The sequence below is a fragment of the Streptomyces sp. NPDC059169 genome, from assembly GCF_042755225.1.
Lineage (GTDB): Bacteria > Actinomycetota > Actinomycetes > Streptomycetales > Streptomycetaceae > Streptomyces.
Genome location: NZ_JBHZCF010000026.1, coordinates 1 through 21,838, shown reverse-complemented (window position 1 = coordinate 21,838; position 21,838 = coordinate 1). Strand labels below are relative to the sequence as shown.

The following is a 21,838-nucleotide window of genomic DNA, read 5'->3' as shown; positions in this document are numbered from 1 at the left end:
TTGGCGCCGATCTCTCGTACAGTTCGGTGCGTGGGATCTCTGCGCAATCCGGTCGGGCCGCTTCCCTCCTCCATCTACTGGCGACGGAGGGCCGTAGCGCTGTCCGTGCTGGCGCTGCTCGCGCTGCTGATCGCATGGGCCGTCACTTCCGGCGACACCGGCGGGCAGAAGAGCGGCGACGATGCCAAGCCGGGCGGCGGCAAACCCGCGACCTCCATCACGCCCGGGCCCGAGAGTTCGGGCACCGCGATCACCGAACAGCCCGGCGGGCGGGACGAGTCGGGTGCTTCCGGCGGTACCGGCGGCACGGGTACGTCCACCGGCGCGGGTGCGGGTACGAACGCGGGGAGCACCACGGGCGGCAAGAACGGCGACCCGGGTGCCGGAGGGGCGGCGAACGGCGGCGGCACGAGCGTCGGGGAGCAGGTTCCCGTCGGATCCGCTCTCCCGGAATGCGCGCCGAGTGCACTGAAGTTGACGGTGCGCAGCCTCCAACCCACCTATGGGCCGGGGGAGAAACCGCGTTTTGAGTTCGCCGTCCACAACACCTCGACGGTCACCTGCAAGGCCGACCTCGGGCCGAAGACAGCCGTGTTGACGGTGTCGGCCATCAATAGCGGCAAGGACGCCCGGACCTGGTCGTCCAAGGACTGCCCGGACGGCAGCGGCACCATGCTGCTCAAGGTCCCCGCGGGCCGGACCGTCACCCACGCCATCGACTGGGACCGCCGCAAGAGCTCCCCGCAGTGCGCCACACCGCCCCCCGGGGCCGCGGCCCCGGGGTCGTACCTCCTGGAAGCCGCGTTCCCGGGCGTCACGGTGGCTCCCGCGTCGTTCCGCCTGGAGGAGAGCTGACGGCCTGACGGTCGGAACCGACCCCTGACGGAGCTGAAGGGTGGCGACGAGGCGCTGTTCGGCCCGGCTGGACCGGTACGACACCACGACGGCGGACGCGAGCCGTGTCGTGGTCCAGCCTCAGACGGAGCGTCAGACGGAGTGCTAGAGGTGGCGCTCCAGGGTGAGAGCTAGACGTAGCGCTCCAGGATGGAGGACTCCGCGAGGCGCGACAGCCCCTCGCGGACGCTGCGGGCGCGTGCCTCGCCCACGCCATCGACCGTCTGCAGGTCGTCGACGCTCGCGGCGAGGAGCTTCTGGAGCCCGCCGAAGTGCTCCACGAGACGCTCGATGATCGCACCGGGCAGCCGGGGCACCTTCGCGAGGAGCCGGTAACCGCGCGGCGACACTGCCGAGTCGAGTGTCTCGGGCGATCCGCTGTAGCCCAGTGCCCTGGCCACGATGGGCAGTTCGAGCAGCTCTGCGTGCGTGAGGTCGTTCAGCTCGGCGAGTGCCTCGTCGACGGTGCGGGACCGCTTCGCCGTCGGCTCCGGCACGTAGTCCCGGATCACCAGACCCCGCTCGGGCTCGACGCCCGCGATCAACTCGTCGAGCTGGAGTGCGAGCAGCCGGCCGTCGGTGCCCAGCTCGACCACGTACTCGGCGATCTCCGTGGCGATACGCCGCACCATCTCCAACCGCTGGGCAACGGCGGTGACGTCCCGCACGGTCACCAGGTCCTCGATCTCCAGCGCGGAGAGCGTGCCGGCGACCTCGTCCAGCCGCAGTTTGTACCGCTCCAGCGTTGCCAGGGCCTGGTTCGCCCGGGACAGGATCGCCGCGGACTCCTCCAGGACCCGGCGCTCACCGTCGACGTAGAGCGCGATCAGCCGCATCGACTGCGACACGGAGATGACGGGGAAGCCGCACTGTCTGGAGACGCGGTCCGCGGTGCGGTGCCGGGTGCCGGTCTCCTCGGTCGGGATCGACGCGTCGGGCACGAGTTGGACCCCCGCCCGGAGGATCTTGGTGATGTCCTTGTCGAGGATGAGGGCACCGTCGAGCTTGCACAACTCGCGCAGCCGGGTGGCCGTGAACTCCACGTCCAGCACGAAGCCGCCCGTGCACATCGATTCGACCGTTTTGTCCATACCTAGGACGATCAGGCCGCCGGTATTGCCCCGGAGGATGCGCTCCAGGCCGTCGCGCAGCGCGGTGCCCGGGGCGACCGCACTGAGTGATGCGCGCATCAGCGCTTCCGTGCCGGATCCCCCGGAGCCTCCGCCGGACTTTCCGGGTGCTGCTGCCCGGTCGTTGGCTGCCACTGCACTCCTCCGGCTCGTACGGATGGGCGAGACCAGGGCAAAGTCTACCGGCGCGCGTCCTCCCCCCGTGGGGCCTCTGCCCGACGCCCTCGCGGGAGGACCCTGAGCGCATCACCCATATCCGCGACTTCTATGACCTTCATACCGAGAGGTACCTTGCCCGGATCGGACGGAACCAGGGCGTGCGTGAAGCCCAGGCGGTGTGCCTCGGCCAGCCGCCGCTGGACGCCCGTGACCCGCCTCACCTCGCCCGCGAGCCCCACTTCGCCGATCGCCACCAGGTTCTTCGGGAGCGGGGTGTCACTGGCCGCGGAAGCCAGCGCGAGGGCGACAGCGAGGTCCGCGGCGGGCTCGGAGAGCTTCACGCCTCCCACCGTCGCGCTGTAGATGTCCCGCTTGCCGAGGGCGCTGATGCGGCCTCGCTGCTCCAGCACGGCCAGCATCATCGACACGCGGGAAGTCTCCAGGCCGGAGGTGGTGCGCCGGGGTGACGGGATCTGTGAATCGACCGTCAGTGCCTGCACCTCGGCGACGAGCGGACGGCGGCCCTCCAGGGTCACCGTGAGGCAGGTGCCCGGGACGGGTTCGTCGCGACGGGTCAGGAACAGCCCGCTCGGGTCGGCGAGCCCGGTGATGCCTTCGTCGTGCAGTTCGAAGCAACCGACCTCGTCCGTCGCCCCGTAGCGGTTCTTGACGCCGCGGACGAGGCGCAGGCGGGCGTGCCGGTCACCTTCGAAGTGCAGCACCACGTCGACGAGGTGCTCCAGCAGGCGCGGACCGGCGATCGCGCCGTCCTTGGTGACGTGGCCCACCAGCAGCGTGGACATCCCCCGCTCCTTGGACGCCCGGATCAGTGCACCGGCGACCTCGCGGACCTGGGCCATCCCGCCCGGCGCCCCGTCGATCTCGGGGGAGGCGACGGTCTGCACGGAGTCGAGGACGAGCAGCGAGGGCTTGACGGCGTCGAGATGGCCCAGGACGGCTGAGAGGTCGGTCTCCGCGGCGAGGTACAGGTGGTCGTTCAGCGCGTTGATGCGGTCCGCGCGCAGCCGGACCTGGCTCGCGGACTCCTCGCCCGTGACGTACAGCGTGCGGTGTTCGTCGCTCGCGGCCTTCGCGGCGACGTCCAGCAGGAGCGTGGACTTGCCGACGCCCGGCTCGCCCGCCAGGAGGACGACGGCGCCCGGCACGAGGCCGCCGCCGAGCACGCGGTCCAACTCGTCGACGCCGGTGGTGCGGGCCGTGGCCTGCCGCCCGTCCACCTGGCCGATGGGGAGTGCGGCATTGGTCACCCGGCCCGCGGCGGTCGTCCGGACCGCCGGCGCACCGTACTCCTCGACCGTGCCCCACGCCTGGCATTCGGGGCAGCGGCCGAGCCACTTGGCGGTCGTCCAGCCGCATTCGGTGCAACGGTAGGACGGCCGGTCCTTGGAAGTCTTCGTACGGGCAGCCATGCGGGAAACCGTAGCGGGCCCCGCTGACATCGGTGGCGGTCGGCCGATTCCGGATACGGGCCCCGCCCCCAGTCGTTGCTCGAACCACATCGCCCCGCGCCGTGGCCGTGTGCGAGCAGGCGGCGTTGCGGACGCGTGGACGGTCGTTCCTCGCTCCCGCACCGGCGCGGTACCGGGCGCGCGTCGGAGTCCCGTCCGGCCGGGGAGGCCCGTGGGCTGCGCGGCCGTGACCGCTCGTCGGCGCACCACGGCCGCGCTGCGGGCGGACCGACCCGTGAACCGGCGTGCGCACCCCTGCGGGGTCCACGGGGGCTCGGGGCTGTCCGTCGGCGTCACCCCGTGGATCGCACCCAACCGACCCAACCGCATCACACCCTCAGCCGAGTCTGGGACACCTGTCGGCGACCGGTAAGCACAACTACCGATTCGCCGGCAAGTGCACCTGTCCTCTTTCGAGGGATACATTCACCCGTAGGGGCTAAATGCCCCCAACTGCCGTGAAGAATGTGCCTCGCACTGCCTACGGTCACCGAGTGACGAGCAGCATGCTGGAACCCCCCGCGGACACCACCGGCGCACACCGGGCCCACCGCCGTGCGCCCGGGCAGACGCTCGGGCAGACCCCGCCCGCGCGATACGAGGAGCACCTCGACGGGCTGTTCACGTACTGCCTGTCGGTGCTCTGTGACCATGCGTCGGCGACGACGGTGCTCGGTGAGGTCCTGGCCATCTCCGAGCGACAGCAGGGGCGTTGCCCTGCAGATGAGGCCGAGGGCAAGGCTTGGCTGTACGCCCTCGCCAGGTGGTCCTGCCTGCGGGCGCTCAGCGAGCAGCGCCGCCGCCGGAGGCAGGGCGCGGGGACGCACGGCGCAGACTCCTCCGCACGGGCTGAAGAAACGGTGCCCCAGGCGTCGGCCGAGGCTGCCGAACGACACCGCGCCGAACTGGCCCGGTTGGCCTGGCCGGAGGCCGCGGGGACCACGCCCGAGCAGCGCGAGGCGCTGGAGCTCGCGGTGCGCCACCGGCTCGGCCCGCGCCAAGTCGCCGCCGTGCTCGGCATGGAGCAGACCGCGGCGCGCGAACTGCTCGCCTCCGCGGCCTGCGAGGTGGAGCGCACCCGCGCGGCGCTCGCCGTCGTCGAGAGCGGCACCTGCCCGTCCGTCGCCCGGCTCGCCGACGACCACCAGGTGCTGCTCTCCGCCGCACTGCGGCGCGAGCTCGTCCGGCACGTCGACGACTGCCCGCGTTGCCGCCGCGCCGCGGAGCACGCCGGAGCGGCCGGCCCCTGGCCGGGATCGAGCGTCGCGCCCGCCGCGTCCGGCGCGGGGACCGCGGCGCCACTGCCCTTGGTCGCCGCACCTCGCCTCGAAGCCCACCGGGCGATGCTGCGGGTCCCCCGCGCCCGCGCCCACACCCCCCGCTTCGGCCGTAACGGTTTCCCCATGGACCCCAAAGACCATGCCGCGCGCCGCGGCAGGCTCCGGGCCCGTGCCATCACGACGACCGTCGTCGCGACGGTCGTGGCCGCGCCCGTGCTCGCCCTCTGGGCGGCGTACCGGAGTGCCCCGGAGGCCGGCGAGGGGCGCGACGGCGCTTCGGTGACGGCGAGCGCGACGGACGGGCGCGACGGCTTGCACGGCAGTCCGCACGAGGACTACGAGGACTACGAGGAGTACGAGAACGCGGGAAACGCGCGCAAGGAGCAGGAGCTCGGCTACGCCGCGGGCGGCATGCCGCGCACCGGGGCGGGGGGAGTCACGGTCGAGGTGATCCTTCCCCCCGGACCGCCGGGAACCGCGTCGGCTCCGGGGCGGGGACCCGGCCGCCTCACCGTCGAGGCGCAACCGTTCGGCGACGTCACGTCGATCACCCTCACGGCGTCCGGCGGTGCCCCCGTCTCCTGGTCGCTGTGGAGCGATGCCCCTTGGCTCCACGCCAGCACCAGCTACGGCACGCTGAGTCCCGGGGAGTCGGTCACCATCCGCATCTCCGTGGACCACGGAGCGGAACCGTCCGGGCGGTGGAGCGCGCGGGTGGGCGTCGACCCCGCGGGGGCGGTCGTGCAGATCACGGGCGACGGCGCGCCCTCACCTCCGCAGCAGCCGGAGCAGCCCCCGTCGGCGGATCCGCCGCCCGCCCCGGATCCTTCCCCGTCGTCCGGGCAGCCCTCCGGGGAACCGTCGCCGCCCCCCGAGCCCCCGCCGGCCACCGATCCGTCCCCGTCGGAGCCCCCGCCGGCCACTCCGTCCGCGGACCCCGCGACGAACGACTGACGAAGCGATTCTGCGTCAGGCCGGTCTACGTAGGGCCGGGCGGGCCCGTGCCGCCCACCCGGTGCTCTCCGCGTTGCCCTGTGAGAACTGCGCGATCGCGGGTCGATACCGTGGCCGGCCGTGCGGGGGCCGGTGCGGATCCGCCGCGCGCGACACGGCGCCGGTTCCCGCGCGCCTCAGCGCGGATCCGCCGGGTGCGGCGCGACCAGCGGCAGTTGCGATGCGAGTCGGGCCTCGCAGAGCTCCACCAGCACGTCGTACGCCGCTTTGCCCATCAGCTCCGTCAATTCCGGGCGGTAGGTCACGTAGACGGGGTCGCCCGCGCCGTGCGCCGAGGTCGCAGAGGTGCACCACCAGTGCAGGTCATGGCCTCCCGGGCCCCAGCCCCTGCGGTCGTACTCGCCGATCGACACCTGCAGGACGCGGGTGTCGTCGGGCCGGTCGATCCACTCGTACGTGCGGCGCACCGGCAGCTGCCAGCACACGTCCGGCTTGGTCTCCAGCGGCTCGCGCCCCTCCCGCAGCGCCAGGATGTGCAGTGAGCAGCCGGCCCCGCCGGGGAACCCCGGCCGGTTCTGGAAGATGCAGGAGCCCTCCCAGCGACGGGTCTGGCGCTCGCCGTCCTCGTCGACCTCGATCCACCCGGACCCCGTGCCGACGTCGTGGAACTGCCACACGTCGGGTGTGAGTCGAGACACATGCGAAGCGACCCGCTGTTCGTCGTCCTCGTCGGAGAAGTGCGCGCCGAGCGTGCAACAGCCGTCGTCCGCCCGCCCCGCCTGGATGCCCTGGCAGCCGCTGCCGAAAATGCAGGTCCAGCGCGAGGTCAACCAGGTCAGGTCGCAGCGGAAGACCTGTTCGTCGTCGGCGGGGTCGGCGAATTCGACCCACGCGCGCGGAAAGTCCAGCCCCTTCTCGTCCGGAGCGTCTGGTTCGACGCGCGGGGAGCTGCTGTCGAGCTTCTCCGGCGAGACTTTGCCCGGCTTCGTCTTTTTCGTCTTTGGCACGAGTCAAGCGTATGCGCGCCGCCGCAGTAGCGTTCCGTACATGAGACTCGGAGTCCTCGACGTCGGTTCGAACACGGTGCACCTGCTTGTAGTGGACGCACACCCCGGTGCACGGCCGCTTCCCGCCCATTCCCACAAGGCCGAGCTGCGCCTCGCCGAACTGCTCGACGCCGACGGAGCCATCGGCCCCGACGGCATCGACCGGCTCATCGCCACCGTCGAGGGCGCGCTGCAAGCCGCCGAGGACAAGGGTTGCGAGGACGTGCTCCCGTTCGCGACCTCCGCGGTGCGGGAGGCCACCAACGTCGACGACGTGCTGGCCCGCATCAAGTCCGTGACCGGCGTCGACCTGCAGGTCCTCACCGGCGAGGAGGAGGCCCGCCTCACCTTCCTCGCCGCTCGCCGGTGGTTCGGTTGGTCGGCCGGCAAGCTGCTCGTCCTCGACATCGGTGGCGGCTCGCTGGAGATCGCGTTCGGCATCGACGAGGAACCCGACGCCGCAGTCAGCCTGCCGCTCGGCGCGGGCCGACTGACCTCGGGGATGCTCCCGGGTGATCCGCCGTCCCCCGGGGACGTAAGGGCGCTGCGCCGGCACGTCAGGGCCGAGATCGCCCGCACGGTCCACGAGTTCAGCCGGTTCGGACGCCCCGACCACGTCGTCGCCACGTCCAAGACCTTCAAGCAGCTCGCCCGGATCGCGGGCGCCGCACGCTCCGGCGAGGGGCTGTACGTCCAACGCGATCTGAGCCGCGCCGCACTGGAGCAGTGGGTTCCCAAGCTCGCCGTCATGACTTCCGCACAGCGGGCCACGCTGCCCGGCGTCTCGGACGGCCGGGCGGCCCAGATACTGGCAGGAGCCATGGTCGCGGAGGGGGCGATGGACCTGTTCGGCGTCAACGCGCTGGAGGTCTGCCCCTGGGCACTGCGCGAGGGCGTGATCCTGCGCCGCCTGGACCACCTCCCCACCCCCTGATGCGGGACCGTAATCTGTCCTTCGTGGCAGAACCAGTGGTGCGCATCCCGGATGCGAAGGTCGCGCTGTCCACGGCCTCGGTGTATCCGGAGTCGACGGCGACGGCCTTCGAGATCGCGGCGCGCCTCGGATACGACGGTGTCGAGATCATGGTCTGGACGGATCCCGTCAGCCAGGACATCGAGGCGCTGCGCCGGCTCTCCGACTACCACCAGGTGCCCATCCTGGCCGTCCACGCGCCGTGTCTGCTGATCACCCAGCGGGTGTGGTCCACCGACCCCTGGGTGAAGCTGCAGCGCGCGCAGGCAGCGGCCGAGAAGCTCGGGGCCTCGACCGTCGTCGTCCACCCGCCCTTCCGCTGGCAGCGACAGTACGCCCGGGACTTCGTCACAGGGATCTGGCGGATGGCGAACGAGACGGACGTGCGGTTCGCCGTCGAGAACATGTACCCGTGGCGCTACCGCGACCGCGAGATGCTCGCGTACGCCCCGGACTGGGACGTCACCAAAGAGGACTACCGGCACTTCACGGTGGACCTGTCGCACACGGCCACGTCCCGTACGGACACCCTGGCCATGGTCGACCGCATGGGAGACCGGCTCGGCCACGTCCACCTCGCGGACGGCAAGGGCTCCGCGAAGGACGAGCACCTGGTCCCGGGCCGGGGCGACGAGCCCTGCGCCGAACTGCTGGAGCGCCTCGCCCTGAGCGGTTTCGACGGCCACGTGGTCATCGAGGTCAACACCCGGCGTGCGATGTCCGCCGCGGAGCGCGAAGCGGACCTCGCGGAGGCGCTGGCCTTCACCCGGCTGCACCTGGCCTCGCCGAGTCCGTCCGTGCAGGGCCGGGGCGGCCCTGCGGATCCCGCGGCCGGGTCGTGACCGGCGCGGCGCCCCGCCGGCGCGGTCGCCCGTCCCGCACGGAGGCGGACACCGGCCCCGGCGCCCGTGAGCGGATCCTCGACGCGGCCCGTACGGAGTTCGCCGAGCGAGGTTACGACAAGACGTCCGTCCGCGGCATCGCGAAGGCGGCCGGGGTGGATCCCGCCCTCGTCCACCACTACTTCGGTACCAAGGACGAGGTCTTCGCCGCGGCCATCGAGGTCTCCTTCGAGCCCGCGCTCGTCGTCCCGGCGATCCTCGGGGCAGGCAAGGACGGCGTCGGCGAACGCCTGGCCCGCTACTTCATCGGGGTCTGGGAGAACCCGGCGACCCGCGCTCCCCTGCTGGCGATCCTCCGTTCCGCGCTGACGCACGACGCGGCGGCCAAGGTGCTGCGCGGCGTCGTGCTGCGCCGGCTGCTGGAACGGGTGGCCGCAGACCTGGACGTACCGGATCCGACGTTCCGCGCGGAGCTCGCCGCGTCCCACATGATCGGCATCGCGGTCCTGCGTTACGTGATCAAGGCGGAGCCGTTGGCCTCGGTCGACACGGAGGAGATCGTCGCGCTCGTCGCACCGACGCTCCAGCGGTACCTGACGGAGGCGTGAGCCGGGTGCTCACCGGGGCCGTGCGGGAGGTGTGCGGTGGCGAGGAGCCGGGCGCGTCCCGGCCCGTGCGTCGGCCCGCTCGGTCGTCATCCGCCGGCTGACGTGCGAATGACCGAAAGGCGGACTACTGTCCCGCGATCCGGACCAGCTGTCCGGATCCTGGAGCACCGGCGTAGTCTCGAGTGAGCCAGAACTGTCTGAAGGAGCGAGCGACGATGCCCGAGCTGAGGTCCCGCACAGTCACCCACGGCCGCAACATGGCGGGCGCCCGCGCCCTGATGCGCGCCTCGGGCGTAGCGAGCGCGGACATCGGCAAACCCGTCATCGCGGTCGCCAACTCCTTCACCGAGTTCGTGCCCGGTCACACCCACCTCGCCCCGGTCGGCCGGATCGTCTCCGACGCCGTCCTCGCGGCGGGTGCGGTGCCCCGCGAGTTCAACACCATCGCCGTGGACGACGGCATCGCGATGGGCCACGGCGGCATGCTGTACTCGCTGCCGTCCCGCGACCTCATCGCCGACTCGGTCGAGTACATGGTCGAGGCGCACTGCGCGGACGCCCTGATCTGCATCTCCAACTGCGACAAGATCACCCCGGGCATGCTGATGGCCGCCATGCGCCTCAACATCCCCGCGGTCTTCGTCTCCGGCGGCCCGATGGAGGCCGGCCAAGCCACCCTCGTCGACGGCACGGTCCGCAAGCTCGACCTCATCAACGCCATCGTGGACTCGGTCAACGAGAGCGTCTCGGACGAGGACGTCCTGCGCATCGAGGAGAACGCCTGCCCGACCTGCGGTTCGTGTTCCGGCATGTTCACGGCAAACTCGATGAACTGCCTCACCGAGGCGATCGGCCTCTCCCTGCCGGGCAACGGCTCGGTGCTCGCCACCCACACCGCGCGCCGCGCCCTCTACGAGAACGCGGGCCGCACGGTCGTCGAGATCACCAAGCGCTACTACGAGCAGGGCGACGAGTCCGTCCTCCCCCGCAACATCGCCACCCGGGAGGCATTCGAGAACGCCATGGCCCTCGACATCGCCATGGGCGGCTCGACCAACACGATCCTCCACCTGCTCGCCGCCGCCCAGGAGGCCGGCCTCGACTACGACCTGACCGACATCGACGCCGTCTCGCGCCGGGTCCCCTGCCTGGCCAAGGTCGCGCCGAACGTCGCCCCCGGCGGCACGTACTACATGGAGGACGTGCACCGGGCCGGTGGCATCCCCGCCATCCTCGGCGAGCTGTACCGCGGCGGCCTCCTCAACGAAGACGTCCACACCGTCCACTCCGCCTCCCTCGCCGAGTGGCTCAAGACCTGGGACGTGCGCGGCGGCTCCCCGTCGGCCGAAGCCGTCGAGCTGTGGCACGCGGCCCCCGGCTGCGTTCGCTCCGCCACAGCCTTCTCCCAGTCCGAGCGCTGGGAGTCGCTCGACGTGGACGCCGAGGGCGGCTGCATCCGCTCGGTGGAGCACGCCTATTCGAAGGACGGCGGTCTGGCCGTCCTCAGGGGCAACATCGCCGAGGACGGCTGCGTCGTGAAGACCGCCGGCGTCGACGAGTCGATCTGGACCTTCGAGGGCCCGGCCGTCGTCTGCGAGTCGCAGGAGGAGGCCGTCGACAAGATCCTCTCCAAGGCCGTCACGGAGGGCGACGTCGTCGTGATCCGCTACGAGGGCCCGAAGGGCGGCCCGGGCATGCAGGAGATGCTCTACCCGACGTCCTTCCTGAAGGGACGCGGCCTCGGCAAGGCCTGCGCGCTCATCACCGACGGCCGGTTCTCCGGCGGCACGTCGGGCCTGTCCATCGGCCACGCCTCCCCGGAAGCCGCGTCGGGCGGCGCCATCGCCCTCGTCGAGGACGGTGACCGCATCCGCATCGACATCCCGAACCGCTCGATCGAACTCCTCGTCGACGACGCCACGCTGGCCGCCCGGCGCGAAGCCCTGGGCGGCAACTACGCCCCGCGGAACCGCGAGCGGAAGGTGTCGGCGGCGCTGCGTGCCTACGCGGCGATGGCCACCAGCGCAGACAAGGGCGCCGTCCGGGACGTCTCGAAGCTGGGCTGAGGGGCCGGCGAACTCCGCCGTGCCCGACCTTCGGGGGGAGCCGACCGACCCTCGGGGGGAGCCGACCGATTCCCCCGGGCCCCGGAGCGGGGCCCCTCCACCGGGACGCGCCCGGTCCGGAACCGCCACGGCCCGATCTCACCAGCGTGCCGGGTCCGTCTCGTCCACGGCGAAGACGGACCCGTCCGGGGCGGTCCCGAAGACCCTGCCCTGGGCGGTGTTCGGTGGCGGCACCGACGCCGCGAAGCCCAGCCTGCCGTCCTTCAGCCGGGGACGCGTCTGGCCGAGCACCGTGCCGCGCTCGGTGTCGACGGCGAACAGTCGGCCGTCGGCCGTCGAGAAGTAGAGGCGGTCGTGACCACCGACCACGGGGCGGGACGCCCGCCCGGCCGCGGTTTCGAGCCGCCACAGCTCCCTCTTCCCGCCCGCCCGCACGGGCCCGGCATCCATCGCCAACAGCGTGCCGCCCCGGGCCAGTAGGTACGCCGTGTCGCCGCGCACGGCGAGCTTCGGCTCCGCCAGCGGGAACGGCAGCTGCACACGCTGGACGGCACGCCGCTCGGAGTCGTAGCGGACGATCGCGTCGGTCTGGGTGTCCCGGTCCGTGGACGTCAGGAAGAGGACGTGCCCCGAGGCCACCGCCGGCACCAGGTTCCCGGCGAGACGGCGCTGCCAGGCGACGGCGCCGCTCTTCACGTCCACGGCGGTGACCAGGGTGCGGCCACCGTCGGGATCGGTCTCGAAGAGATGGACCCGTCCCGTCGCCCCGTCGTAGGCGCCCACCCCCGGACGGCCGTGCCCGGGGATCGCCCGGCGCCAGCGGCTCTCGCCCGTGGCCCCGTCCAGGGCCTTGACCCGGCCGTCCGGCGACAGCAGCAGGACGGTGTCGCCCGCGTATCCGATGCCGCCCTGATAAGCGGACACGTCGGCGCTCCAGCCCGGCGTGCCGTCGGCCGGGCGGTACGTCCGGATGTCCGCGGTCCGCGTCGTCGCCGGGAGGGTGTGGACCAGACCCCCGGAGACAGCCGGGGCGTCGCCCTCCGCGGAGCGGGCGGCAGGCCCCGCGGCCGTCCACACCACCCGCCCGTCGGCGGGATCGATCCGTGCGGTCCCCACGCCGGGCGCGGAGCAGTACAGCGCTCCGTCGGCGAAGGCGCAGGCGGGGACGGAGCCCGCCGACCCGCGCAGCGCGGTCCGCCAGGGGCTGAAGGGGGTGGCCGTGGCACGGGGCGACGGACCCGGCGCGTCCCCGGCGGTGCCCCCGCCGTAGGTGCGGACGGCCAGGGCGCCGCCGGCAGCGGCGAGCACCAGCAGCAGGGCGGCGCACGTCGTGAGCAGGCGGCGCCGGCGCCGCGGCGGCCGGTCACCGGACGGCCGTCCGTCCCCCGGACCGTTCGCGGGTTCCCGCGACGTCCCGGCGTCCCGCGGGGGAAGGGCCGGCCGCCGCCGCTGCGCCGGCACGAACGCCCCGGCCTCGTACGACGGTGGGCGCAGCTGCGCCATGATCTCGTCCGGTGTGGGCCGGTCACCGGGCTCCTTGGCCAGGCAGCGGCCGATCAGCGGCGAGAGCTCGGGGGGAACACCGGCGAGATCGGCCTCGTCGTGCACCACTTGGTACGCCACGATGTAGGGGCTGTCCGAGCCGAACGGACCGCGCCCCGTCGCCGCGTGCACCAGCACCGACCCGAGGGCGAACACGTCCGCCGCGGGCCCCACTTCACGTGGCCGCTGGAACTGCTCGGGCGCCATGAAGGGCGGCGAGCCGATCAGCTTCCCCGTCTCGGTCCGCAGGTCGCTGTCGATGGGCCGGGAGATCCCGAAGTCGATGACCTTCGGCCCGGTGTCCGTCAGAAGCACGTTCCCCGGCTTGAGGTCGCGGTGCACGACCCCCGCACGGTGGATGTCGCGGAGTGCCTCGGCGAGACCCGCGGTGAGTCTGCGCAGCTCGGCGGGGGACATCGGGCCGTTCCGCTTCACATGGTCGGCGAGCGTGGGCCCGGGGACGTAGAGGGTGGCCATCCAGGGGCTGTCCGCATCCGGGTCGGCGTCCACGACGGAGGCGGTGAAGGCCCCGCTCACCCGGCGCACGGCCGCGACCTCCTGCCGGAACCTGGCCCTGAACTCGGGGTCCGATGCGTACTGGTCGTGGACCACCTTGACCGCGAGGCGCATGCCGGACGCGGAGCGGGCGAGATGCACCTCTCCCATGCCGCCGGAGCCGAGGCACGCCTCGAGCCGGTACTGTCCCGCGTAGCGAGGACGTTCCGCTTCCGGGCCGGTACCGCTCTCTCGCAGCGGCGGCATCGCCCACCCCCGTGTTCTCGCCTGCAAGCGCGACTCACGGAGCCTATTCGATGGCTCGTTTCCGCCGCCGGCGGCTTGCTAGCCTGCGCGTCGCACGCATGAACGCCAACGGGGGAGGGCCACATGGCCGTTGAAGGAGTCGAAGCGAACGACGGTGCCGGCGCCGGGGAGGCGGAGACCGCCGTCCGCAGCACCGCTTCCGGTGGCGTCGTCAGGTACCCGGTCGCTCCGGGTTACCGGCTCAACGTCAGATCGGGTCCCGGCCGGCAGTACCGGCTGATCCGCACCCTGCCCTATGGCGCCAAGGTTCCGGTCTACTGCCAGAAGCCCGGCGAGCGGATCACCGGTCCGTACGGCACGAGCGTCCTCTGGGACAACATCGCCGACGGCGAGTACGTCTCCGACGCGTACGTGAAGACGGGCCGTGACGGCTATGTCGCACCGCGCTGTTCCTGATCCGTCGCGACCGGTCCCGGGGATAATCGACATCGTGAGCGAAAACCACCGAGCCGCCCCGGGCGGCCCCGGCGCCGGTCCGCAGCGCTCCGACGCCGTCGGCACCGGCCCGCGGCCCGAGCCGATCCGGTTCTTCGGGACCACCTGGGTGAGCCGGGACGGAGGCTACGGGCTGCGTCGTGCCGCCGTTGCCGTCGGCTCGCTCGCCGCGGCAGCCGCCGGCGCTTTCGTCCTGCGGTTCGCCTACCAGGGACTGGAGACCGCCCAGGTCGGCGGTTTCGTCAACACCCTGATGATCGTGACGTTCGCGATCTGCAGTGCCATCGCATTCCGCAAGACCTGGGAGGGCTTCACCCGGCGCTCCGCAGATCCGGCCCGGGACGAGTCCCTGCGCAGTCTGAAGGCCATCGGGTTCATCGGCTCGCTACTGGCCTACTTCTGCCGGTCGCTCGTCGAGGCTCCCGGCGAGAAACTGCTGCGCGCCGAGTACGAGGCGGCCCTCGCCCGGTACGCGAAGCGCCGCGGTGGGCGCACCGGGAACCCGGCGGCACGCAGGAAGAAGCCCGGCCGCCGGTAGCTCCGGCTGGCGCTCTCCGGGCCCGGATGTCACGTTCCGGCTCGCCGGGACGTCCTCCTCCAGGGGGACCACCGCCCGGTCCCTCCACGGAGGAGGAGGACGGACGATGGCAGAACTGTCCCTGTTCGAGCAGCAGCGCGACCGGTTGTGGGGCATCGCCTACCGCATCACCGGCTCGGTCGCGGATGCCGACGACGCCGTGCAGGAAGCCTGGTTGCGCTGGGAGCGGCTGGAGGACGGGGAGGCGGCGGAGCCGCGCGCGTACCTGACGACCGTCACCAGCAGGATCTGCTACGACCAGCTGGGCTCCGCCCGCGCCCGTCGCGAGTCGTACTCCGGCCCGTGGCTGCCGGAGCCGGTCGTCACCGAGGGCGGTCCGGAGGACCGGGTGACGCTCGACGAATCGGTCGGCATGGCGCTGCTGACCGTCCTGGAACGACTCACCCCCGCCGAACGCACGGCATTCGTGCTGCACGACGTGTTCGCCGTGCCGTTCCCCGAAATCGCCGAGGTCGTCGGGCGCACCCCCGACTCCGTGCGGCAGTTGGCGTCGCGCGCCCGGCGACGCGTCCGCGCCGAGGCGCCGCGCCGGTCCGTCGACCGCGACGAGCACCGCAGGGCCGTCGACGCCTTCCTCACTGCCGTCACGGGAGGTGACTTCGACGGGCTCCTGGAAGTCCTCGACCCCGAGGTGGTGTGGCGTTCGGACGGCGGTGGCAAGGTCATGGCGGCACGACTGCCGGTGCTCGGCCACGAGAAGGTCGCGCGCTTCGCACTGCGCCTCACCCGGGGTCTCGACCCGGCCGCCCAGGTGCTCGTACGGGACGTCAACGGCACCCCGGGGCTCGTCCTCGCCGATCAGGCCGGTGGCCAGTCCGCGGTGTTCGCCTTCGCGGTGCACGCCGGGCGCATCACGGAGATCGGTGCCGTGGTCAATCCCGACAAGCTGCGCCACCTGACCGGGACGCCGCCGAGGCCGTGACCGGTGGGTCCGGTACGGGGCGGCGCGAGGACGGCCGCGTGCGGCCGGTACGGGGATGCTCCTGGCCGCTTCCGCGGTGCGGGGCGCTCCACCGGAGCAGGGTCGGGGGTTTCGGCGACGTCCCGGGGAGCCCCGGGGTGGTCTTCCCGGGCCGGTCGACTCTCGTGCCCGTCCAAGGGGGTGCGTGCACCGCCGCCCACCGCGGCGGTCCGTGGAATCCGTCCGACCGCTTGACGGTCCGTCCCACGCCGGAGGATTATTCACCGCATGATGAATAACCCTCCGGAGGCCGCCCCTACCGCAGCCGTCCACGGCCGGAGTCTCACCGTCGTCCGAGGCGGACGCACCGTCCTGCGCGGTCTCGACTTCGACGTCCCGCGCGGCCAGATCACCGGGCTCCTCGGCCCCTCGGGCTGCGGGAAGACCACGCTGATGCGGGCCGTGGTCGGCACGCAGGCCAAGGTCACCGGCACCCTTGACGTCCTCGGCCGCCCCGCCGGTGACGCCACCCTGCGGTCCCGCATCGGCTACGTCACCCAAGCCCCCTCCGTCTACGACGACCTGACCGTCCGCCAGAACCTCGACTACTTCGCCGCGGTCCTCGACCCCGGCCGCGCCGCCGCCGAGCGCCGCCGCCAGCACGTCACCCGGGCCATCGCCGACGTCGACCTCGCCGGGTACACCCATTCCCTCGCCGGCAGGCTCTCCGGAGGCCAGCGCAGCCGCGTCTCCCTCGCCGTCGCCCTCCTCGGCACCCCGGACCTGCTCGTGCTCGACGAACCCACCGTCGGCCTCGACCCGGTCCTCCGGCGTGACCTGTGGGACCTCTTCCATCGCATCGCGGCCGATCGCGGCACCACGATCCTGGTCTCCTCGCACGTCATGGACGAGGCCGAGCGCTGCCACCGGCTGCTGCTCCTGCGGCTGGGCGAGCTCCTCGCCGACGACACCCCCGAAGCCCTCCGGCGCCGACACGACACCCCCACCGTCGAAGGCGCCTTCCTCCACCTCGTCGACGCGGCGAACGCCCTCCAGGAGAGCACTCGATGAACGACCGCAGCACCACCCACCGGCCCGCCCCCGCGTTCTCCACCGCCCGCACGATCGCCACCGCCGCCCGCGTCCTGCGCCAGCTGCGCCACGACCCGCGCTCGATCGCCCTGATGCTCCTGGTGCCGTGCGTGATGCTCTTCCTGCTGCGCTACGTCTTCGACGGCAGCCCACGCACCTTCGACGCCATCGGCGCGTCGCTGCTCGGCATCTTCCCCCTGATCACGATGTTCCTGATCACCTCGATCGCCACCCTGCGCGAACGCACCTCCGGCACCCTCGAACGCCTGCTCGCCATGCCGCTCGGCAAGGCCGACCTGATCGCCGGATACGCCCTGGCCTTCGGGATGCTCGCCGTGATCCAGTCCGCACTCGCCACCGGACTCGCGCTCTGGTTCCTCGGCCTGGACGTCATCGGCTCGCCGTGGTTGCTCCTCCTGGTCGCCCTCCTGGACGCCCTGCTCGGCACCGCTCTCGGCCTCTTCGTCTCCGCCTTCGCGGCCTCCGAATTCCAGGCGGTCCAGTTCATGCCGGCGGTGATCTTCCCCCAGCTCCTGCTCTGCGGGCTGTTCGCCTCGCGCGACAGCATGCAGCCCGTCCTCGAAGGCATCTCGGACGTCCTGCCGATGTCGTACGCCGTCGACGGAATGAACGAGGTGATGAGGCACACCGACATGACCACCGACTTCGTCCGCGACACCCTGGTCGTCGCCGGCTGCGCCCTCCTCGTCCTCGGCCTCGGCGCGGCCACGCTGCGCCGCCGCACCGCCTGACCGGGTAAGCCCCGCCTGACCGGGGTGCGCGCCGCTGACCGCCCCTCGGACACCGCCGACGCCCGCCCGCACCCGGTGAAAGGATGTTCATGTCCCCGGACGAAACGGTCCACGGGACGTGGACGACTCGTACGTGCACACGCACCACCCCCGGCGAGGTGACCCGCATGACCCAGACAGTCGCAGTCCTCGGAACCGGCAAGATCGGCGAGGCCCTGCTCAGCGGCATGATCCGGGCCGGCTGGCCCGCCTCGGCGCTGCTGGTCACCGCCCGCCGCGCCGAACGTGCCGAGGAGCTCCGCGCCCGCTACGGCGTCGACACCGTCACCAACGCCGAGGCCGCCAAGCGCGCCGACACCCTCATCCTGGCCGTCAAGCCCCAGGACATGAGCAAGCTCCTCGACGAACTGGCCCCCCACGTCACGGCCGAACGCCTCGTCATCAGCGCGGCGGCGGGCATCACCACGGCCACCATCGAGGACCGGCTCGCGCCGGGCACACCCGTCGTGCGCGTCATGCCGAACACGCCCGTCCTCGTTGACGAAGGCATGTCCGTCATCTCGGCAGGCAGCCATGCCACCTCCGAACACCTGGTCCATACCGAGGAGATCTTCGGCGGCGTCGGCAAGACCCTGCGTGTCCCGGAGTCCCAGCAGGACGCGGCCACCGCGCTCTCCGGGTCCGGGCCTGCCTACTTCTACTTCCTCGTGGAGGCCATGACCGACGCGGGCATCCTCCTCGGCCTACCCCGTGCCCAAGCCCATGACCTCATCGTCCAGGCCGCGATCGGCGCGGCCGTGATGCTCCGCGACTCCGGCGAACACCCCGTCAAGCTGCGCGAAGCCGTCACCTCCCCGGCAGGTACCACCATCAGCGCCATCCGCGAGCTGGAGAACCACGGCGTCCGCGCCGCCCTCATCGCCGCGCTGGAGGCAGCCCGCGACCGCAGCCGCGAGCTCGCCTCCGGCAACGGCTGACGCCTCACCCCGCGGCGGCGACCAGCTCGTCCGTGGTCACCACCGTGGCGAAGCCACCGCCGTGCAGCGACACGGCGGTGGCCCGCGCCAGCTCCTCCGCACCCATCGTCCAGCCGAACGGCCCGGCAAGGTCGAAGGTGTGCGTCGCGTCCAGCGCGAAGAGCACCTCGTACCCCAGGTTCCCGCCCATCCGTGCCGTCGTCTCCGCACACATGTTGGTCTGGATCCCGGCCACCACGAACTGCCGCACACCCTGTGCCTCGAACCACTCCCGCAGGTCCGGGGTCCCGTAGAACGCCGAGTTCACGGACTTGGTCACCAACAGCTCGGGCCCCTCGCCCCGGCCCCTGCGCTGCTCCACGTAGTCCTTGAAACCGTTCCCCGCGCACCCCCGCCGCAGCGGTGACCCGGGGGCCACCGAGTCGTGCCGTACGAAGACGACCGGTCGCCCGGTCGCCTGCCACACCTCGATCAGCGAGGCGATGTTGCCATCGGCCCCCGGGTTGTTCCGCGGGCCCCAGAAATCCTCCTCCTCGAAGCCCTTCTGCACGTCGACGACCACCAGCGCTGCGTTCCCTGCGATCTCCATGGCCACCATCCTGCTGCCGGTGCGGCAGCACCCACAGGGGAACGAAAGCCAGCGATCGATGGTTTACTGCCAGCATGGCGACCGGCATGACAGCACCTCAGCGCATCGCACTCCTCGCATCTCCGGGCATCCGCGCCTTCGACGTCGCCGTCATCAGCGAGGTCTGGGACGTCGACCGCACCGACCGCGGGGTACCGGCCTTCGAACTCCGCCGCGTCGCCGCAGCACACGGCCCCGTTCCCATGCGCGGCGGGCTCAGCCTCAGCCCCGACCGCACCCTCGCCTGGCTCGGCCGTGCCGACCTCATCGTCGTCCCCGGCCTCGACGACCACCTCACCCCGGCGCCCCCCGCGGTCCTCGACGCCCTCCGCCGTGCCCACGACCGGGGCACACCGATCGCCGCACTCTGCGCGGGCGCCTTCACCCTCGCCCAGGCCGGTCTGCTCGACGGCCGGCGGGCGATCACCCACTGGGGCCTCACCCAGCTCCTACGCGAACTCCATCCCGCCGTCACCGTCGTCCCCGACGCGCTGTTCCTGAACGACGGCGACATCTGGACCTCCGCGGGCACCGCGGCGGGCATCGACCTCTGCCTGCACCTCGTCCGCACCACCCACGGGGCGGAAGCCGCCGCCGCCATCGCCCGGTCGATGGTCACCGCCCCGTTCCGCACCGGCACCCAGGCCCAGTTCATCGAGCACCCCACGCCCCGCGCCGACCGCGACGCGGACGCCCTGGCGGCACTCCGCGCCTACGCCCTCGACCACCTCGCGGAACCGCACACCGTCGCGTCTCTCGCCGCACGCGCCGGTATGTCCCCCCGTTCCTTCGCCCGCCACTTCCAGGCCACCACGGGCACCACCCCGCTGCACTGGCTCATCACCCAGCGCGTCGCGGCTGCCCGGAAGCTGCTCGAGCTGACCGACCACCCCATACCGGAAGTCGCCCGTCGCACGGGCTTCGGCAGCGAGGTGACCATGCGCCAGCACTTCGCCAACCACCTCGCCACCAGCCCGCGCGACTACCGGACGGCCTTCCGTCAGGAGGCCGGGAGAAGACCGATGGCCCGATAGGCACGGTCCACCAGGGGCCGGGCCAGGGCCCTTGCCCGCGCGGCACCCACCCGCAGCACCTCGTCCACGTACGCCGGGTCCGCCGCCAGCTCCGCATGGCGCTTCTGCAGGGGCCTCAACAACTCCACGACCGCCTCGGCCGTGTCCTTCTTCAGTGCCCCGTACGACGCATACCGGTCGGCAAGGACCTGTGGGCTTTCGTGTACGCAGGCGGCGAGCACTTCCAGGAGGTTCGCCACCCCGGGGTGGGACTCCCGGTCGTACGCGACGTCCTGGCCGCTGTCCGTCACGGCACGCATCACCTTGCGGCGGACCGCATCCGCATCGTCGAGCAGGAACACGACCCCGGGACCGTTCCCGAGCGACTTCCCCATCTTCGACGTCGGATCCTGTAGATCCATCACCCGCGCGGCGACCCGGGGGTGTGTCGCCTTCGGCACGGTGAACACGTGCCCGTAGCGCTGGTTGAACCGCACCGCCAGGTCCCGGGTCAGCTCGACGTGCTGCACCTGGTCGTGACCGACCGGTACCTCGTCGGTCCCGTACGCCAGGATGTCGGCGGCCATCAGCACCGGGTACGTCAGCAGTGACAGGCGCACGCTCTCCCCCATGGCCTGCGCCCGCGCAGCCTTCTCCTTGTACTGGATCATGCGCCGCATCTCGCCGTCAGCGGCGGTGCACTCCAGCAGGTAGGACAGCCGGGCGTGCTCATCCACGTGACTCTGCACGAATACCGTGCACCGCTGCGGATCCAGCCCGGCCGCCAGCAACAGCGACGCCGCCTGCCTGCTGAGCCTGCGCACCCGCGCAGGATCGTGCTCGACCGTCAACGCGTGCAGGTCCACGACGCTGATGAGTGCGTCGGATGCGTACTGGTCGACGTCCGCCCACCGACGCACGGCCCCGAGGTAGTTGCCCAGGGTCAGATGCCCCGTCGGTTTGATGCCGCTGAAGCTCCGTGTCATCCGTCCGTTCTCCCTCTCCTGTTGGAGCCGCCGGGCCAGCGACCGGCCTCCCCGGGGGAGAAAGCACGAACGGCCGCCGAGGCGGCGGCCGCTGAACGCAAGCGTGTCTGCCGGCCGCCCTCAGGCGGCCCACCACTGGAGGGTGCACGCGTGCGAAGTCATGGGGACAGCGTACGTCGGTGGCCCCGGGTTGACATGGGATTCCCGCATCCGTAGTGTTCTCCGAGTTGTCCGACGTGAGCACCGGCCCAGGTCGGCCCCGGACAACCATTCCGCAAGATCCACCACAAGCGAGCGACGCGCTGTCGCGTCGCTTTCCGTGCGCTTTTGCGAAATGAGGAATCCGCGTTCGAAGGAATGCAGCCGATTAGCGTCGGACCTGATGATTCCGCTAGAGTCTCACTCGTCGGAACGGCCGGGAGGTCGGAAAGACAACCCCTGCTGACTGGGGATCAGGGCCGAAAGGGTCTGGTAGAGTCGGAACTGCCGGAAAGGGAATTCGCGAAAGCGGAGGAACGGTCCGGCAGCCCGCTCCAGCGGGTGGCGGAAACGGAAATCGGATCTGCTAGGCTGGAGACACCGAAGGGAAGCGCCCGGAGGAAAGCCCGAGAGGGTGAGTACGAAGGAAGCGTCCGTTCCTTGAGAACTCAACAGCGTGCCAAAAATCAACG

At 71.9% G+C, this 21,838-nt stretch carries 19 protein-coding genes; 13 read left to right on the top strand and 6 right to left on the bottom strand.

What is annotated here, in order from left to right:
* The first annotated feature begins 30 nt into the window (after positions 1 to 30).
* Positions 31 to 855, top strand: a complete 825-nt coding sequence (locus ACFXOM_RS33320; RefSeq protein ID WP_384947065.1) for a hypothetical protein — start codon at positions 31 to 33, stop codon at positions 853 to 855.
* Between the two features lie 170 nt (positions 856 to 1,025).
* Here ACFXOM_RS33320 and disA read toward each other — a convergent pair whose 3' ends face one another.
* Both disA and radA read right to left on the bottom strand, forming a co-directional pair.
* Positions 1,026 to 2,159, bottom strand: coding sequence for a DNA integrity scanning diadenylate cyclase DisA (gene disA / locus ACFXOM_RS33315; RefSeq protein WP_384940318.1), 1,134 nt, complete (start codon positions 2,157 to 2,159; stop codon positions 1,026 to 1,028).
* Between the two features lie 44 nt (positions 2,160 to 2,203).
* Positions 2,204 to 3,613 (bottom strand): DNA repair protein RadA, encoded by a 1,410-nt coding sequence (gene radA, locus ACFXOM_RS33310; RefSeq protein WP_384940320.1) that lies wholly within the window; start codon positions 3,611 to 3,613, stop codon positions 2,204 to 2,206.
* Between the two features lie 545 nt (positions 3,614 to 4,158).
* Here radA and ACFXOM_RS33305 point away from each other — a divergent pair.
* Positions 4,159 to 5,886: a hypothetical protein gene (locus ACFXOM_RS33305; protein WP_385041090.1), complete on the top strand. Its 1,728-nt coding sequence runs from the start codon at positions 4,159 to 4,161 to the stop codon at positions 5,884 to 5,886.
* Between the two features lie 176 nt (positions 5,887 to 6,062).
* On the opposite strand, the gene ACFXOM_RS33300 is transcribed toward ACFXOM_RS33305, so the two are convergent.
* The gene (locus ACFXOM_RS33300) at positions 6,063 to 6,893 is read right to left on the bottom strand and encodes a hypothetical protein (RefSeq protein ID WP_384940322.1); all 831 of its coding nucleotides are present in this window, start codon (positions 6,891 to 6,893) and stop codon (positions 6,063 to 6,065) included.
* Positions 6,894 to 6,933: 40 nt separating this feature from the next.
* Here ACFXOM_RS33300 and ACFXOM_RS33295 point away from each other — a divergent pair, with 40 nt between their 5' ends.
* From ACFXOM_RS33295 to ilvD, 4 genes are all read left to right on the top strand, one after another.
* The gene (locus ACFXOM_RS33295) at positions 6,934 to 7,866 is read left to right on the top strand and encodes a Ppx/GppA family phosphatase (protein ID WP_384940324.1); all 933 of its coding nucleotides are present in this window, start codon (positions 6,934 to 6,936) and stop codon (positions 7,864 to 7,866) included.
* Positions 7,867 to 7,889: 23 nt separating this feature from the next.
* Positions 7,890 to 8,747, top strand: coding sequence for a sugar phosphate isomerase/epimerase family protein (locus ACFXOM_RS33290; RefSeq protein WP_384940326.1), 858 nt, complete (start codon positions 7,890 to 7,892; stop codon positions 8,745 to 8,747).
* On the top strand, positions 8,744 to 9,355 hold the full coding sequence (locus tag ACFXOM_RS33285; protein WP_384940328.1) for a TetR family transcriptional regulator: 612 nt from the start codon (positions 8,744 to 8,746) through the stop codon (positions 9,353 to 9,355). The genes ACFXOM_RS33290 and ACFXOM_RS33285 overlap by 4 nt, the downstream gene beginning before the upstream one ends.
* 215 nt (positions 9,356 to 9,570) lie before the next feature.
* The gene (gene ilvD, locus ACFXOM_RS33280) at positions 9,571 to 11,421 is read left to right on the top strand and encodes a dihydroxy-acid dehydratase (protein WP_384940330.1); all 1,851 of its coding nucleotides are present in this window, start codon (positions 9,571 to 9,573) and stop codon (positions 11,419 to 11,421) included.
* A 138-nt stretch (positions 11,422 to 11,559) separates the two neighbouring features.
* Here the strand turns inward: ilvD and ACFXOM_RS33275 are convergent, their stop codons facing one another.
* Positions 11,560 to 13,725 carry a protein kinase gene (locus tag ACFXOM_RS33275; protein ID WP_385041057.1) on the bottom strand — a complete coding sequence of 722 codons (2,166 nt, stop codon included), beginning with the start codon at positions 13,723 to 13,725 and terminating at the stop codon, positions 11,560 to 11,562.
* A gap of 123 nt (positions 13,726 to 13,848) precedes the next feature.
* On the opposite strand from ACFXOM_RS33275, the gene ACFXOM_RS33270 reads away from it, so the two are divergent.
* From ACFXOM_RS33270 to proC, 6 genes are all read left to right on the top strand, one after another.
* Positions 13,849 to 14,181, top strand: coding sequence for an SH3 domain-containing protein (locus tag ACFXOM_RS33270; protein WP_384940334.1), 333 nt, complete (start codon positions 13,849 to 13,851; stop codon positions 14,179 to 14,181).
* 34 nt (positions 14,182 to 14,215) lie between these two features.
* Positions 14,216 to 14,758 carry a hypothetical protein gene (locus tag ACFXOM_RS33265; RefSeq protein WP_384940336.1) on the top strand — a complete coding sequence of 181 codons (543 nt, stop codon included), beginning with the start codon at positions 14,216 to 14,218 and terminating at the stop codon, positions 14,756 to 14,758.
* Positions 14,759 to 14,864: 106 nt separating this feature from the next.
* Complete coding sequence (gene sigJ / locus ACFXOM_RS33260) at positions 14,865 to 15,740, top strand: RNA polymerase sigma factor SigJ (protein WP_384940338.1); 876 nt, start codon at positions 14,865 to 14,867, stop codon at positions 15,738 to 15,740.
* A gap of 267 nt (positions 15,741 to 16,007) precedes the next feature.
* Positions 16,008 to 16,790: an ABC transporter ATP-binding protein gene (locus tag ACFXOM_RS33255; protein WP_384940340.1), complete on the top strand. Its 783-nt coding sequence runs from the start codon at positions 16,008 to 16,010 to the stop codon at positions 16,788 to 16,790.
* Positions 16,787 to 17,563 carry an ABC transporter permease gene (locus tag ACFXOM_RS33250; protein WP_384940342.1) on the top strand — a complete coding sequence of 259 codons (777 nt, stop codon included), beginning with the start codon at positions 16,787 to 16,789 and terminating at the stop codon, positions 17,561 to 17,563. Before ACFXOM_RS33255 ends, ACFXOM_RS33250 begins: the two co-directional genes overlap by 4 nt.
* A gap of 167 nt (positions 17,564 to 17,730) precedes the next feature.
* Positions 17,731 to 18,540: a pyrroline-5-carboxylate reductase gene (gene proC, locus ACFXOM_RS33245; RefSeq protein ID WP_384940344.1), complete on the top strand. Its 810-nt coding sequence runs from the start codon at positions 17,731 to 17,733 to the stop codon at positions 18,538 to 18,540.
* A 4-nt stretch (positions 18,541 to 18,544) separates the two neighbouring features.
* On the opposite strand, the gene ACFXOM_RS33240 is transcribed toward proC, so the two are convergent.
* Positions 18,545 to 19,129, bottom strand: coding sequence for a cysteine hydrolase family protein (locus ACFXOM_RS33240; protein WP_384940346.1), 585 nt, complete (start codon positions 19,127 to 19,129; stop codon positions 18,545 to 18,547).
* A gap of 86 nt (positions 19,130 to 19,215) precedes the next feature.
* Here ACFXOM_RS33240 and ACFXOM_RS33235 point away from each other — a divergent pair, with 86 nt between their 5' ends.
* On the top strand, positions 19,216 to 20,202 hold the full coding sequence (locus ACFXOM_RS33235) for a GlxA family transcriptional regulator (RefSeq protein WP_385041054.1): 987 nt from the start codon (positions 19,216 to 19,218) through the stop codon (positions 20,200 to 20,202).
* Here the strand turns inward: ACFXOM_RS33235 and trpS are convergent.
* Positions 20,169 to 21,167 carry a tryptophan--tRNA ligase gene (gene trpS / locus ACFXOM_RS33230; protein ID WP_384947071.1) on the bottom strand — a complete coding sequence of 333 codons (999 nt, stop codon included), beginning with the start codon at positions 21,165 to 21,167 and terminating at the stop codon, positions 20,169 to 20,171. The two genes, ACFXOM_RS33235 and trpS, sit on opposite strands and share 34 nt — an antisense overlap.
* Between the last annotated feature and the right edge of the window lie 671 nt (positions 21,168 to 21,838).